This window comes from Bradyrhizobium sp. USDA 4501 (assembly GCF_054062115.1).
In genome coordinates this window covers 7,004,322-7,018,651 of sequence record NZ_JBSSEX010000001.1, presented here as the reverse complement: position 1 = coordinate 7,018,651, position 14,330 = coordinate 7,004,322, and the positions used below count along the sequence as shown (strand labels likewise).

13 protein-coding genes and 1 other RNA gene are annotated in these 14,330 nt (G+C 65.1%); 7 read left to right on the top strand and 7 right to left on the bottom strand.

The window, feature by feature from the left end; translation table 11 throughout:
• Positions 1-137: 137 nt before the first annotated feature.
• From ACVWZM_RS32280 to ACVWZM_RS32260, 5 genes are all read right to left on the bottom strand, one after another.
• On the bottom strand, positions 138-1,118 hold the full coding sequence (locus tag ACVWZM_RS32280) for a tripartite tricarboxylate transporter substrate binding protein BugD (protein ID WP_076824255.1): 981 nt from the start codon (positions 1,116-1,118) through the stop codon (positions 138-140).
• Between the two features lie 132 nt (positions 1,119-1,250).
• Positions 1,251-2,765 (bottom strand): tripartite tricarboxylate transporter permease, encoded by a 1,515-nt coding sequence (locus tag ACVWZM_RS32275; RefSeq protein WP_018272999.1) that lies wholly within the window; start codon positions 2,763-2,765, stop codon positions 1,251-1,253.
• Positions 2,766-2,772: 7 nt separating this feature from the next.
• Positions 2,773-3,273 (bottom strand): tripartite tricarboxylate transporter TctB family protein, encoded by a 501-nt coding sequence (locus ACVWZM_RS32270; RefSeq protein ID WP_168857172.1) that lies wholly within the window; start codon positions 3,271-3,273, stop codon positions 2,773-2,775.
• Between the two features lie 93 nt (positions 3,274-3,366).
• Positions 3,367-3,900: a chromate transporter gene (locus ACVWZM_RS32265; protein WP_076824254.1), complete on the bottom strand. Its 534-nt coding sequence runs from the start codon at positions 3,898-3,900 to the stop codon at positions 3,367-3,369.
• Positions 3,897-4,508 carry a chromate transporter gene (locus tag ACVWZM_RS32260; RefSeq protein WP_057015036.1) on the bottom strand — a complete coding sequence of 204 codons (612 nt, stop codon included), beginning with the start codon at positions 4,506-4,508 and terminating at the stop codon, positions 3,897-3,899. The genes ACVWZM_RS32265 and ACVWZM_RS32260 overlap by 4 nt, the downstream gene beginning before the upstream one ends.
• Before the next feature lie 89 nt (positions 4,509-4,597).
• On the opposite strand from ACVWZM_RS32260, the gene ssrA reads away from it, so the two are divergent.
• From ssrA to ACVWZM_RS32230, 6 genes are all read left to right on the top strand, one after another.
• Positions 4,598-4,953: a transfer-messenger RNA gene (ssrA, locus tag ACVWZM_RS32255) on the top strand.
• A gap of 148 nt (positions 4,954-5,101) precedes the next feature.
• Positions 5,102-5,623, top strand: coding sequence for an SspB family protein (locus tag ACVWZM_RS32250; protein ID WP_057015035.1), 522 nt, complete (start codon positions 5,102-5,104; stop codon positions 5,621-5,623).
• A gap of 167 nt (positions 5,624-5,790) precedes the next feature.
• Positions 5,791-7,209 carry a class II fumarate hydratase gene (gene fumC / locus ACVWZM_RS32245; RefSeq protein ID WP_168857173.1) on the top strand — a complete coding sequence of 473 codons (1,419 nt, stop codon included), beginning with the start codon at positions 5,791-5,793 and terminating at the stop codon, positions 7,207-7,209.
• Between the two features lie 275 nt (positions 7,210-7,484).
• Positions 7,485-7,673, top strand: coding sequence for a DUF4169 family protein (locus ACVWZM_RS32240; protein ID WP_016841076.1), 189 nt, complete (start codon positions 7,485-7,487; stop codon positions 7,671-7,673).
• Entirely contained in the window at positions 7,670-7,945 is a 276-nt protein-coding gene (locus tag ACVWZM_RS32235) for a ribbon-helix-helix domain-containing protein (protein WP_024580116.1), read from the top strand. Before ACVWZM_RS32240 ends, ACVWZM_RS32235 begins: the two co-directional genes overlap by 4 nt.
• A 56-nt stretch (positions 7,946-8,001) precedes the next feature.
• The gene (locus ACVWZM_RS32230) at positions 8,002-8,355 is read left to right on the top strand and encodes a VOC family protein (protein WP_456855576.1); all 354 of its coding nucleotides are present in this window, start codon (positions 8,002-8,004) and stop codon (positions 8,353-8,355) included.
• A 64-nt stretch (positions 8,356-8,419) separates the two neighbouring features.
• Here the strand turns inward: ACVWZM_RS32230 and ACVWZM_RS32225 are convergent, their stop codons facing one another.
• Together ACVWZM_RS32225 and ACVWZM_RS32220 are read right to left on the bottom strand one after the other, a co-directional pair.
• Positions 8,420-12,127, bottom strand: a complete 3,708-nt coding sequence (locus ACVWZM_RS32225; RefSeq protein WP_168857175.1) for an AsmA family protein — start codon at positions 12,125-12,127, stop codon at positions 8,420-8,422.
• A 200-nt stretch (positions 12,128-12,327) separates the two neighbouring features.
• The gene (locus tag ACVWZM_RS32220) at positions 12,328-13,560 is read right to left on the bottom strand and encodes a cytochrome P450 (RefSeq protein ID WP_028332498.1); all 1,233 of its coding nucleotides are present in this window, start codon (positions 13,558-13,560) and stop codon (positions 12,328-12,330) included.
• A 157-nt stretch (positions 13,561-13,717) separates the two neighbouring features.
• On the opposite strand from ACVWZM_RS32220, the gene ACVWZM_RS32215 reads away from it, so the two are divergent.
• Complete coding sequence (locus tag ACVWZM_RS32215) at positions 13,718-14,329, top strand: TetR/AcrR family transcriptional regulator (protein WP_168857176.1); 612 nt, start codon at positions 13,718-13,720, stop codon at positions 14,327-14,329.
• The last annotated feature ends 1 nt before the right edge of the window (position 14,330 follow it).

The following is a 14,330-nucleotide window of genomic DNA, read 5'->3' as shown; positions in this document are numbered from 1 at the left end:
AGCGGCCAAGGCCGCCGGTCGGCACGCTGATTCGGCTGAACGTACCGATTATACCCTGAAAAGTGAGCACTCCGCGCCAAACGACAAGGGGCGGAACTCGCGTCCCGCCCCTGCCCTATCTGCCTGATTGTACTGGATTAAGTTGCCGGCTTGAGCACCGGCGTCCACTTCGCGATCTCGTTCTTGACGAGCGTCGCGAGCGCCTCCGGCGTACGGTTGGCGGGCGCCGGGATCACGCTGCCGAGGTCGAGCAGGCGCTTGCGGACGTTCTCATCGTCAAGCGCCTTGATGGCCGCGGCATTCAACGTGGCGATGATGGCGGGCGAAGTTCCCTTCGGCGCGAAAATCGCATTCCAGGCCTGGGCCTGGAATGCCGGCAAGCCGGCTTCCGTCGTGGTCGGCACATTGGGCAGCGACGGGTTGCGCTCGGGGGTGGCGACCGCATAGGCCTTGATGGTGCCGGCGTTGATCTGCGGCACCGCGTTGACGATCTGGTCGCACATGTAGTCGACCTGGCCGGCGACCAGCGCATTCATGGCCGGGCCGGTGCCGTTGAAGGGCACGCCGACCGGCTTGACGCCGAGGATCGAGTTCAGGAGCTCGCAGGAGGCGTGCGAGACCGAGCCGATGCCGGCATGCGCGGCGTTGACCTTCTCGGCATTGGCCTTCACGTAGGCGACGAATTCCTTGAGATCCTTCGGCGGGAAGTCCTTGCGGGCAAGGATCAGGATCGGCGTGCCGGCGAGCAGCGCGACGGGCTCGAAATCCTTTTCCGGGTGATAGGCAAGCTTCGGATAGAGCGGCACCGAGGCGGCGTGCGTGCCCATATGCCCTGTAATCAACGTATAGCCGTCATTGGCGGCGCGTGCGGCGCGCGTCGTCGCGGTGGTGCCGCCGGCGCCGACCACGTTCTCGATCACGATGCTCTGTCCCAGCGTCTGCGCCATGTGCGCGGTCACGATGCGCGAGATGACATCGGTCGGGCCGCCGGCTGCGAACGGCACGATCATGGTGATGGTGCGGGTCGGATAGTTTTGCGCGGACGCCGGCACGGTGAAAGCGCCGAGCGCTACAAATGCCGAAAGGCATGCGCCCGCAAGCGAGCGAATGGACATCATCTCAATTCCTCCCGGAACGTTTGACCAATAAAAATGCCGGCCAAATCGGCCGGCATTTTCATTTCACGGGACGACATCGAGTGTCGATTCGACTTCCGCCTGCGGCGCGCCGACGCAGGGCCGGCGGCTCGCTCAGCCCTCGGACTCCACGAACACTTCGTCGCGCTTGGCACGCAACGTCGGCAGCACGGCAAGCACCAGGAGACCCGCCGCGATCGCCAGCAGCACCGCCGATAGCGGCCGCGAGACGAACACGCTCCAGTCGCCGCGCGAGATCAACAGCGCGCGACGCAGGTTCTCCTCCATCAGCGGGCCCAGCACCATGCCGAGCAGCAGCGGTGCCGGCTCGAAATCGTGCTTGATCAGCCAATAGCCGACCAGGCCGAACACGCCGGCGAGCACGACGTCGACCGGCGCGTTGTTCACCGAGTAGATGCCGATCGCGCAGAACACCACGATCGAGGGGAACATCAGGCGGTACGGCACGCGCAGCAGACGGACCCAGATGCCCACCAACGGCAGGTTGATGATGATCAGCATCAGATTGCCGATCCACATCGAGGCGATCATGCCCCAGACCAGATCGGGCTGCTTCTGCATCACCTGCGGACCCGGCACGATGCCGTGGATGGTCATCGCGCCGACCATCAGCGCCATCACCGCGTTCGGCGGGATGCCGAGCGTGAGCAGCGGGATGAACGAGGTCTGCGCCGCGGCGTTGTTGGCGCTTTCCGGCGCCGCCACGCCCTCGATCGCGCCGCGGCCGAACCGCTTCGGATCCTTCGCCAGCTTCTTCTCCAGCGTATAGGCCGCGAACGAGGCGATCACGGCGCCGCCGCCCGGCAGGATGCCGAGGATCGAGCCAAGCACGGTGCCGCGCAGGATCGCCGGCGTTGAATCCGCGATGTCCTTCCTGGTCGGCATCAGGCCGGTGATCTTCTGCTGCACCAGGTTGCGGTTCATCTCGGCGCCGTGGTCGAGGTTGCGGATGATCTCCGCGAAGCCGAACACACCCATCGCCACGGTGGCAAAGCCGAGACCGTCGGCGAGTTCGGGGATGTTGAAGGCCATGCGCGAGGCGCCGGTCTCGATGTCGGAGCCGACCATCGACAGCAACAGGCCGAACACGATCATCGCGATCGCCTTCAGCACCGAGCCCTTGGCGAGCACCACCGCGAAGATCAGGCCGAGCACCATCAGCGAGAAATATTCAGCCGGACCGAACGCCAGCGCGAGCTTGGTCAGCGGCGCGCCGAGCACGGCGATCAGCACGGTCGCGACGCAGCCAGCGAAGAACGAGCCGATCGCGGCGATCGCCAGAGCCGGACCGGCGCGGCCCTGCTTGGCCATCTGGTGGCCGTCGAGCGCGGTGACGACGGAGGTCGCCTCGCCCGGAATATTGACCAGGATCGAGGTGGTCGAGCCGCCATATTGCGCGCCGTAATAGATGCCGGCGAGCATGATCAGCGCACCGACCGGCGGCAGGCCGAAGGTGATCGGCAGCAGCATGGCGACGGTGGCGATGGTGCCGATGCCCGGCAGCACGCCGACCAGCGTGCCGACCAGTGCGCCGATCAGGCACATCAGAAGGTTGATCGGCGAGAATGCGACCGCGAAACCGTGGGCGAGATTGGCAAACAGTTCCATCACGCCCTCACTGGATCAGGAAACGCGGGAACATCGGCATCGGAAGTCCCAGCACATAGGGGAAAAGCAGCGCGCAGCCGAGGGTCAGACAGGCGCCGACAATGAGGGCCTCGACCAATTTCGTCTCCTGCGAGCCCATCGCCGCGATCATGAAGGCGGCAAAGGCGGAGACCACAAGCCCGAGCGGCCGGATCGCCAATGCGAAGAACACGATTGCGGCGGATACGAACAACGGGCCGCGCCAGGAATAGGCCGCGATATGCGGGCCATTCTGCAGAACTCCCATCAGCGCGACACCACCGCCGAGCAACAGCAGCAGCACGGCGAACATGCGCGGCGCGGTTCCGGCGCCGAACGAAAATCCGTGCATGCCCTGCAAATCGCTCGAGGCCCACAAGGCAAACAGCGCAACCGCCATCATGGCGAGCCCGCCGACAAAATCCTGCGGACCGCGCACCCATTTCGGCAAGATCGATTTGACCGGCGCCTCGCTCGGCGTATCGCTCATGACTTCGCTTCCCCCGTCAGGGCTGTCCCGCCCGTTTTGATTGAATGGCTTGGTTTGTGGTGCGTTGACCGAAAGCCTTGCTAGCGATTTTCGTCAGATAACGCCAGCGAAACCCAAGAGGCCTCCGGCCAGCAACATCCACAAAGGGTTGATCCGCGTCGCAAAAGCAAGCGCGGCCGCGACAATGGTGATCAGGACCGCGATCCAACTTTGGTCTGAGGTCTGCGCCACGATCAGGCCGGAGGCCGCCATCAGACCGATCGACAGCGGAACCAATGCCGCCTGGATCATCGCCGGCCAGCGCGCCTCGCGCGAGCGATCGAGGAAACGGCTCACATAATAGGCAAGCAGCGCGGTCGGTCCGCACATCGCCACCGTCGCGGCCAACGCCCCGGCGACGCCTGCGACAGAATAGCCTATCAAGGTCACGATCAGCACGTTCGGCCCCGGCGAGAGCTGCGAGATCGCGAATACGTCGGCGAACTGCTTGTCGGTCAGCCAGTGATGCACGTCGACGGCGGCACGGTGCATTTCGGGAATCGCCGAATTGGCGCCGCCGACCGCAAACAGCGACATCAGGCCGAAGGTCCAGACCAGCGCCGCGATCGGGTTGGACTCCGAGCTCATGCCCGCACCATGCGGCGCGCCAGGACCGTCGTCGCAATGCTGAGCGGGATCGCCACCAGCAGCACGATCTGGAGCGGCCAGCGGATCAGTCCGATCGCGACGAAAACAGCAGCCAGAATGACGAGGCCCGTGACATCGCGCCGCTTCAGGAGCGGCATCATCATCTTGAAGACGACGGCGAACAGCAGCCCGACCGCGGCGCAGGCGACGCCGGCGAGCGTCCGGCGCAGCACGTCGATGTCGCCGTAGCGGGCATAGAGCGCGGCAAGGATGGTCGCGATCACCATCGGCGGCCCGACCAGCCCGGCGAAGGCGGCGAGCCCGCCGGCTATGCCGCGAAAGCGCGAGCCGAATACGACCGACAGGTTGACGATGTTCGGACCTGGCAGGAAATGGCACAGCGCGAAGGTCTCGTTGAACTCCTCCGCGGTCATCCAGCGGTGCTGCTCGACGATCGCGCGCCGGGCCCAGACCAGAACCCCGCCAAAGCCGGCCAGCGACATCTTGGCAAAGGCCAGGAACAGCTCGAGCAGGCCGGGCTGGTGGGGCGGCGATGGTGCGGAGGCATCCGGTGCCGGGGCGGCAACCGGCGGAGAATCCGGGGGCATGGACAAAACCTAGAACGGCGCCGGGACAGCGCCAAGACCCTGGCCAACCCCAAATCGGCGGGTTTTTACAGCCGAAAGGGCCTGAATCGGCTCTGTTTTTCTAAGACTTTGCCGCTATATTGGGGGTGCCGGTTCGCCGGCTATGGAAATAAATGACCGTCGCAATAAACCATTCGGACCCGGGGGCGGTACCCGGCGCCTCCACCAAAATCCATCCGTCGCGGTGGCTTTCGGCGGGGGCGAAATAGGATCGACGAGGGCGTAAAGGGCGTGTTTTTTCTCGGTATGGTTCCGCCGACATCGGGCCAATGCAATAGTTGCCAACGACAACTTTGCTCCGGTTGCTCAGGCTGCGTAACGCAGTTTGAAAGACCATCTTAAAGTCCTAGCGGGTTAAGCTCCGCTAGGCGGGGTTCGGAGGCACCTGGCAACAGAAGCCTCCACTTTATCCCTTGTTTCCCAATCGGGCGTCCGCGCGCATTTCAGCGGCCAGCCCTGCTGATTTCCGGCTCCCGGCGGGGTAGCATGGCAAAAGGGCGAGTCGGACGGTCCGGCGCCGCCCCGGCGGGCATTTTCGAAGCGACAGGATCACCATGGCGACCGATCACATCCGATATGACGTGCTGGCGCGCGATGCGCTGCGCGGGGTGCTGCGCCGGGTGTTGTCCGACGCCGCCGAACATGGCCTGCCAGGTGAGCACCATTTCTACATCACCTTCCTGTCGCACGGCGACGGCGTGAAGCTGTCGCCCCGGCTGCTCGCGCAGTATCCGGAGGAGATGACCATCATCCTGCAGCACCAGTTCTGGGATCTGGTGGTGACCGAGGATCGCTTCGAGGTCGGCCTGTCGTTCGGCGGGATTCCCGAGCGGCTGACCGTGCCGTTCGCCGCGGTGACGCGCTTCCTCGATCCATCCGCGCCGTTCGATTTGCGCTTCGATGTCTCGGACGCACTGTCCGAAGAAGCCCCTCCCGCCACCGCACCGGCCTCTCCCCTGCCCGCCCCTGCGGCCCACGCAGCGGCCGAGACCGAGAGCGCCGAGACCGAGCAGGAGCCCGCGAAGCCCAGCGAAGGCGCCGAGGTCGTGCGGCTGGACCGCTTCCGCAAGAAATAATCTAAGCGCAGATCACGCCTCGACCTTGTAGGATGCTTGCCGGGATCGGGATGACAAATCGTCATCGCGGCCTACCTTCTGCATGAACGTGCCCTTCACGCGGACGCTGTCGCGTTGCCGCGCCGGGCCACGTTTTGATGACGCAACGGCAAGCATCCACGGAAAGCATGATGGCTCGATCGACGATCCCCTCCAAGGCAAAGACCCGCAGCGAGACCGACAGCTTCGGTCCGATCGACGTTCCCGCCGACCGCTACTGGGGCGCGCAGACCGAACGCTCGCGACAGAATTTCAAGATCGGCCACGACCGCATGCCGATCGCGATCGTCCATGCACTCGGCATCGTGAAGCTTGCGGCCGCGGAGACCAATCGCGAGCTCGGCCAGCTCGATGCGCGCCGCGCCGGCGCCATCATCCGCGCAGCGAAGGAAGTGATCGAAGGCAAGCTCGACGACAATTTCCCGCTGGTGGTCTGGCAGACCGGCTCGGGCACGCAGAGCAACATGAACGTGAACGAGGTGATCGCCAACCGCGCCAACCAGATGCTCGGCGGCGAGCTTGGTACCAAGAAGCCGATTCATCCGAACGATCACGTCAACATGAGTCAGTCGTCGAACGACTCGTTTCCGACCGCGATGCATATCGCCGCGGCGAGCCGCATCGTCGCCGATCTGATTCCGGCACTCACCGAACTGCATCGCGCGTTGCGCAAGAAGGAGAAGACGTTTGCCAGGATCGTCAAGATCGGGCGCACCCATACCCAGGATGCGACGCCGCTGACGCTCGGCCAGGAATTCTCCGGCTACGCCGCGCAGGTCGAGAGCGGCATCGCGCGGCTGCGCGTCGCGGTGAAGGATCTGTTTCCGCTGGCGCAGGGCGGCACCGCCGTCGGCACCGGCCTCAACTCGAAGCCGCGATTTGCGAAAACCTTCGCGCGCCACGTCGCCAAGATCACCAAGCTGCCGTTCACCAGCGCGGCCAACAAGTTCGAGGCGCTGGCTTCCAACGACGCCTATGTGCTGGTACACGGCGCGATCAACTCGGTGGCGACCGGCCTGTTCAAGATCGCCAACGATATCCGCTTGCTCGGCTCGGGCCCGCGCTCGGGCCTCGGCGAGTTGATCCTGCCCGAGAACGAGCCGGGCTCGTCGATCATGCCGGGCAAGGTCAATCCGACCCAGTGCGAAGCCATGACCATGGTCTGCTGCCAGGTGTTCGGCAATCAGACCACGATCACCGTCGGCGGCAGCCAGGGCCATTTCGAGTTGAACGTGTACAAGCCTGTGTTGGCATACTGTATGATAAATTCCATTCAGTTGCTGTCTGACGTTGTCCGCTCATTTACCGAGCATTGCGTTGTCGGAATACGCGCCGACGAAAAGCGCATCAACGAACTGATGCAGCGCTCGCTGATGCTGGTCACCGCACTCGCACCGAAGATCGGTTACGACAACGCAGCCAAGGTCGCCAAGTCGGCGCATGCGCGCGGAACGACGCTGAAGGAAGAGGCTTTGCGGCTCGGATTTGTTTCCGCGGATGAATTTGATCGCCTCGTGCAGCCGGACAAAATGACACACCCGGGCTAAAGCGAAGCTCGCATTGTCCGGATAAATACGGTCAGCGCGCGTGATATAATTATGGATCATAACGCCTAAAGACTAAGGCGCGTTACCTATGAGCTCTGCGCTGGCGCATGGTACAGACGTCTAGTTTTCGCAGAGCGAAACGGATTCTTTGATGCTATCAGAGCATCAAACGGGGATTCGGGATGGATATCGAGCCGTGGCGCGTAGCGCAGTTGCTCTTGCTTTCGTCACGATGCATCACCAATTCCGCTCTGGGGACGATGAGGACGACGAGCATGGGCGACGTGGTCAACTTGAAACGATTCAAGAAGCGCGGTGAGCGCGAACAAGCAGCGAAGCAGGCCGAAGCCAATCGTGCGCTATTCGGTCGCACCAAATCCGAACGAGCGCGTGACGAATTCCTCGGCGAGCGCAACGCGCGTGTGCTCGATCAGCACCGCATCGAAAATGGAGACGCATCATGAAGTCTCCCGTCGTCAAGCGCTCGATCGTCGTCGCCGGACACAAGACCAGCGTCAGCCTCGAAGAAGCCTTCTGGAATGGCATGAAGGAGATTTCCGGTCTGCGGAACATGACGCTGTCGGAGTTGGTCGGCGAGATCGACAACAACCGTCAGCAGGGCAATTTGTCCTCCGCGATCCGGCTGTTCGTGCTCGACTACTTCCGCTCGCGCGCCACGCCGGCGGTGCCCACGGATGTCAGGCCGCAACAGGTTGACACGCGTCAGCAGGCCTGACGGCCCTCTCCGACCGTCGCCACCAGTAGACGGTCGTTCCGCTGCGCGGGCTCAGCATGAAGGTCAATCGGATCGTCGCGAACGTTGCCGCACCGGACACAGCGGCAGCGAAGTCGTTTTATCACGACGTGCTTGGCCTCGAGCCACTGATGGATTTCGGTTGGGTTGCGACTTATGGCTCTTCCGAAACAATGCATGCTCAAATCAGCTTCGCTTCCGAAGGTGGCTCCGGCACGCCGGTGCCTGATCTCTCCATTGAGGTTGACGATCTCGACGAGGCCCTGCGCCGAATGAAGGCAGCCTGCATCGCGATCGAATACGGACCGGCGGACGAGCCGTGGGGCGTGCGGCGCTTCTTCGTCCGCGATCCCTTCGGCAAGCTGATCAATATTCTCCAGCACCGATCATGAGCCAGCGCTTCGTTTGACGCGCTGTCTTGACGCGAACCGGTGCCCACTTCGCTTGAAAGCGCGTTTAGTTCTGCATCGCCGGCCGCTGCGGTGGATTGGCGACCTGCGGCGTCAGCGACAGCGGGGGCCGCAGCGGCTTTGGCCTGGCCGCGCCGGGCGCCGGCTTGACCTCGATCGGCGGCGGCAGCGGCGCCAGCTGCGGCTGGCTCGCAAGCGATGCGGGCGGCGCAATGGCGGGCGCGGTGGCGGCCGGCGGGACAGTCGGCGGCCGCGGCGCAACGATCTTCGGCTTCGCCGGCACGCGGCGCGGATCAGGACCAGGCCCCGGCAAGTTGGCGGAAGGCATGCCTGCCGAATTCGGGTTGGATGCATCCGGCGCCGGCTCGGCCGGATGCGGAAGCGCCGTTTGGGTCGGCGGCGGCGCCGGTTCGCCGCGCTCGATGGCGTCGAGCCGCTTGGTCTCCCGGTCGATCGCGCGCACCGCAAGCCACGACGACAGCGCCGCAATGTCGATGCTACGCGACAATCCGTCGGGCGTGCCCACGGCGAGCAGCTGGATTTCCGGTCGGCTGTTGGCCGTGCCGACCTGCGTCGATGCCAGGGCGGCGCGAATGTCGGCCTGGTCGGCCGGAATGTCGTAGCCGCCGGATACGGTCGCATTGGCACCGTTCGCCGCGAGCGTGGTGGCGCCGACCCGAAGGCGGCCGTCGCGGATGTTGAAGGGGATTTGCGCCGAAGCGATCGACAGCGCGCCGCTCGCGAGCACCGGTTCGACGATCTGCCGCAGCCGCGTGTCGTCGGTCGCCTGCCCGGAATCGCTGGCGCGGATCGCAACCTCGAAGGCGCGCGGATCGAGACCCGGAAGGCTCAGCCCCTCCAGCGTCACGGTGCCGCTGCCGGACAGCGCGCCGGTCAACGCCGAGGCACTGCGGCCCTGCGTCAACAGCGTCATCTGCATCGAGGCGCGTCCCTTGGGCATCGCGAGACTGCGGTAGTGCAAGGCTGAACTGTCGATGCCGGACAGCTGCACATTGGCGCTGAGCGCAAGTCCGTTGGCGCCCTGTCGCGCATCGATGGTGGCGGTCGCCTCGCCACCGCCGATCTTGCCCTTGATGCCGTCGAAGGTCAGCGATTGCCCGTCCGACCTGATGGTGCCGCTGACCGGCTGCAGCTCGGCGCCCCCCGGCAGCAGACCGTGCAGCGCTTCGAACGTGACCTTGCCGCGCCAGGCGCTTGTGAGGCCCTGGCCGAGCGGCTCCGTCGCATCGTGACCGGCCGCGCCGATCGCGGCCGCGAAAATCGGCGCCAGCGTGATCTGATCGAGACCGACTTCGCCGTCGACGCTTTTCTGATCGGCGAGCGTCAGCGCCAGATGACCGCGCAGCCGTGAACCGGCGATGATGCTGTCCAGATCGTCGAAGGTCAGCCTGTCGCCCGCGAGCGTCAGCTTCGACGACAGGCGGATGTTTGCAACCGGATCGGCTGGCTTCAGACTGAGCAGCGGACTGATGTCGGCGCTGCGGACGCGGAGGCTGATGCTCGATTTGCCCGCGTTGGCCCCGTCCTTGGTCCAAGGCTCCGCGGTCCCTTCGGCATCCGCGTCGAGCCCTGCGCCCCAGAGCCTTGCCTTCAGCCGCAACGGCGCGCCCCACGCGCCGATCGCCGTGCCCTCGAATTGCGTCGAACCGGCACCGGCTGCGACCGCATGGTCAAGCCCAAGCAGCGCCAGCAAAGCGTTGCCATCGCCGGCCGAGAATTTCGTCTCCGCTGCAACCTCGTTGCGGCGAAGTGCATCGAAATCCAGCGCACGGATCGCGGCCACCTGTGGCGTCACCGAAATCACCGTATTGCCCTTGAGCTGCGGCGTGTCGAGATCGAGCGTCGCGCGCGCGCTGACGCGGTCGGCAGCCTTGCCCTTGCCGAGGTCGAGCGCGAGCCTGGCGCGAACCGGGCCGGCATCCGCGCGGAGCACGCCAAGCCGCGCGGCCAGCGCCGGCGCGAACGGCTGAACCACAGCGGTCAGCCGGCCAAGCGACGCGGCGGTCGCGTCGACCGCGAGCTTGCCGGTCGAATTGGCGCGGTCGAAATTGCCGCTGCCGTCGAGCGTGACGTTGTCGGGCTGGCCGATCTTGACGCGCTCGAGCACGACATTCTTCGGGCTATAGGCGATTTTCGCCAGCAGCGGCCGCAATTCCTGCCCGGAAGAGACCGCGCGCCCGACGTCGAGCGACAGCTGCGCCTCGTCGGGCCATTCGCCTTGCGGACCGGCCAGCGAGCGGATCAATGCCGCGGTCGCGTCGAGATCGAGCCGATCCGCCTTCAACTGCGCCTCGACCTTCGAGCCGCTGGTTGCCTCGCGGTACGTAACCGCGACGCGGCCCTCGAGCGTGCCGCTTTCGATCTCCGCCTTCATCGCATCGATCGAAAAGCCCGATGGTGACACCATGACGTCGCCGCGCAAACGCAGCGGCCTCTGGCTGCGATAGGTGGCGTCGCCGCGCCCCTGCAGCCAGGTCATCAGCGCGTCGGGATCGGACGATTCGATGTTGAGCGCGGTCTTGAAGCTGTTCGCCGCTCCAGCTTGCGCGCTGGCACCGCTCATCGAGACTCGCGTGGATCCCGGCGCGCGAAATTCCAGCCGGCGCACCGTCCATGATTTCGCATCCGATCGCAGCTCCGCCGAGATGTCCTGCAATGGACGGCCGCCGAGCATGATCTGCTCGGATGCCAGCTCCACCTGCGCCGGTATCGGGCTTTGCGGAAGACCCGACAACACCGCGCGCATCGCCGGCAGCACGCGGACCGGCTCGACATTGCCATTGCTGCTATCCTTGGCGGCGAACTTGTCGCCGTCGAGCTGCCGCGCCGTAAGCGAGGCGCGCAGCAGCGGCGACGCACCGAAACGCAGATCGCCATTGCCGGCGAGCTTCAGCGCACGATCCTCGGCGCCATAGCTCACGTCGATCTGGTCGAGCCGCGCCGCCGAATAATCCGATTTCACCTTGGCCGCGATCCGCCATGGCGGCGCATCGCCGCCGCGCTGACCGGGCGCACCCGCCAGCGTCAGCGTGCCCTCGAACCGCGGCGCGCGGGCCTCGAATGTCAGGATGCCGTCGAGATCGGCCGACACCGGCCGCTGCCCGGGATCGATGCTGAAGTGCAGGCGAGTGCCGCTGCCATCGGCGCTCTGCCCCGAGGAGACCCGAAACGGGTAGCGGTTGCCGTCGAACATGAAATTGCCGTCACCCCGGATCGCGCCGGCAAGGGAGCGGACGTCGCCACTGAAGGCAATGTCGTTGAGCTCGAGCGTGCTGCGGCTCGCTGCATCATGCAGCGCGATGCGGCCGGTCAGGTTGAGCCGGTCGATCGCCAGCGAAGCGAGGTTGAAGCTCCCGCTCGACGGCGACCAGTCGATCCGCCCTTTCGAGTCCAGCCCGAGATCGAGCGACACGCCGTTGATGGTGAGCTCGTTCGCGCGCCACTCGCCGCGCATCAGCGAGCTCAGGCTGAGTTCGACGTCGAGATTGGCAGCCCGAATCTTGCCGAGGTCGTTGGCGCCGCCGACGGTGACCGTCTTCAACCGCAGCGAGGGTGCCGGCAGCAGACGCGCGTCGAGATTGCCGGCGACGCGAATCGGCACGCCGATGATCTTGGACGCCTCCGCCTCGAACTGCGGCCGGAACTGGTTCCAGTCAACGAAATATGGACCGACCAGCGCCGCGACCAGTGCAAGAATGAAGGCAATTGCCAGGCCGAGCAGCGTCGTCTGCACGGTGTCTCCCTTTGAGCCAGCTCCGGGGCAGCCTCCTCATGCTGAACCCTTTGCCAACCTCTGGCCGGAGCAACCCAAATATAGAGACAAGTACGGCGAAGTCACAGCCGGTTTACTGCTGGGACTCTGGACAGATGGTTGATTTCCCGTTCAAGCGTGCGTGTGCCGGCCCCGCCGCGGATCGCTGACCTGCGGGAACGTCACCAGCTCGCCGGCAGCCGCTTCAGCCCGCGCAGCACGAAGGTCGGCCGCCACTCCGGATTTTCCGCGTCATCGAGCCGCAGGTCGGGAATCCGGCGCAGCAGTGTCGAGATCGCGATCTCGGCCTCGATCCGCGCCAGCTGGGCGCCGAGGCAGAAATGGATGCCGCCGCCGAACGACAGCGGCTTGACGTTCGGCCGCCGGATGTCGAGCCTTTCGGGGTGGTCGGGGTAGACAGCCTCGTCGTGATTGGCCGAGCCCAGGAGGCACAGCACGCTCTCGCCCTTCGGGATGCGCTTGCCGCCGAGATCGTCGATATCCTCCAGCGCGACACGGCCGGTCAGCTGCACCGAGGAATCGTAACGCAGGAACTCCTCGATCGCATTGGTGATCAGGCCGGGATTGGCCTTCAGCAGCGCAAGTTGGTCCGGGTTGCGGAACAACGCCAGCAGGCCGTTGCCGATCAGGTTCACGGTTGTCTCGTGGCCGGCGCCGAACAGCAGGATGATGTTGCCGGTCAGTTCCTCGTTGGTGAGCTTCTGGCCGTCCTCTTCGGCCTGCACCAGCTGGGTGGTGAGGTCGTCGCCGGGTTGCTTGCGGCGCAGCTCGAACAGCTGATGGAAATACATCGCCGCCATCGCATTGGCGGCGTTGCCCTGCTTGATTTCCTCGGGGGTCAGCGGCACCGGCTCGAGGATGCGGCCGCCATCGCGCGAACCGTTGTAGAAGGCCTCGCGGTGTTCCTCGGGGATGCCGAGCATGTCGCAGATGATGGTGACCGGCAGGCGGAACGCGAAATCCTCGATCAGGTCCATCTTGCCTTGCGGAATGATGCGATCCAGCGTCTCGTCGACGACGTGCTGGATGCGCGGCCGCATGTCCTCGACTCGCCGCGCGGTGAAGGCCTTGACGACAAGGCCGCGCAGACGGGTGTGGTCGGGCGGATCCTGCTGCAGCATCCAGTGGCTCATGCTGCGGAAGACCGGCTCCTCCATGATCTTCGGACCGTAGCGGCGGATCGAGCGCTCCGCAAAATCCTTGCCGAACCGCTTGTCGCGCAGCACGAGGCTCGCCTCGGCGTGCCGGCTGGCGACGAAAGCGCCGTGCACATTGACATGCATCGGATCGAGGCGGCGCAGCCGCTCGTAATACGGATAGGGATTGCGAATGAATTCAGGCGCCAGTGGATTGAAAAGCGGCTCGCCGCTCGCCGGCTGAACTTGCTCGTTCATGGTGACCTCGTTCGCACGCTACGCCTGGGCCTTAAAGCCTGGCGTGCCCTGGTGTCATCCTCAAGACCGCATCATCACGGATGCGGCTGTTCTGGTTCTGTCGAATGCAACTCGATACACTCTTGTATCGAGTTGCATTCTGCCCTAAAATGCGCCGATGTCAAGGGTTCGAACCAGACCGACACGGGACGACACCTGCGAGAAGCTGTTCGAGGCTGCGGCGCGGGTGTTCGAGGAACAGGGCATCGGCGGCGCCAGCATCGAGGCGATCGCGGCCGCGGCGGGCTTCTCCCGCGGCGCCTTCTATTCGAACTTCAAGAGCAAGGACGAGCTGATCTTCGCGATGCTCGAGGATCACGTCGAGCAATCGATCCGGCGCAATCTCGACTTGCTCGCCCGGCACAGCAACCTGGCCGACTTCCTCGAGGCGCTGCGCACCATGGATCGCAGCCGGCAGGATCCACTCGGCCGCTCCCCTCTCCTGCACATGGAGATGATCCTGTTCGTGGCGCGCGCCGAGAAGCGCCGGCCCGAGCTCGCCAAGCGTCTGCGCGCGCGGCGCAAGCTGATCGCCGACATTGTCACGACTGCGCAGAAGAACAGCGGCCGGAACGGCAGACTCGATCCGGATTGGACCGGAGCGATCGTGCTGGCGCTGGAAGATGGTTTCCGCCTGCACCGCCTGATCGATCCGGAAACCACCCCCGCCGACAGCTGCCTGCGCGCGATCACCGACCTGCAGCGCGCCATCGGCGTTTCGGCGGCCTGAC